Here is a 482-nt window from a genome sequence, read left to right as displayed (position 1 = left end):
AGCCCGCGTCCACAGCCGCGCGGCTCGCGCCGATGGCCGCGCCCAGCTTGTCGGCCAGCGGGGTGATGACTTCCTGGAATTTCTCGCTGCTGCCCAGCGCCCGACCGCCCGAGACGATGATCTTGGCAGCCGTGAGTTCGGGCCGGTCGCTCTTGGCGATTTCGCTGCCCACGAAGCTGCTTTTGCCGCTGTCGGCCACGGCGGCCGTGGTTTCGACCTGCGCCGCGCCGCCCGTGGCGGCCGCAGCGTCGAAGCCCGTGGTGCGCACGGTGATGACTTTGACGCTGTCGCCGCTTTGCACGGTGGCGATGGCGTTGCCGGCGTAGATGGGGCGCTCGTAGGTGTCGGCGGAGATGACTTTGGTGATGTCGCTGATCTGCGCCACGTCGAGCCTGGCGGCCACGCGCGGGGCCGCGTTCTTGCCGCCGGCCGTGGCGGGGAAGAGGATGTGGCTGTAGTTGCCGGCGATCTGCAGGATCTGG

Annotated in this window: 1 protein-coding gene; it reads right to left on the bottom strand. The window is 69.5% G+C overall.

What is annotated here, in order from left to right; genetic code table 11:
* Positions 1-482, bottom strand: a 482-nt coding sequence (locus tag ACX12L_RS23020) for an electron transfer flavoprotein subunit alpha/FixB family protein (protein ID WP_459264584.1), incomplete at both ends; no start/stop codon positions are given.

This window comes from Alicycliphilus sp. T452, assembly GCF_054512775.1.
Note: the sequence above shows the minus strand (reverse complement) of the source record. Positions and strands in the feature narration are given on the sequence as shown.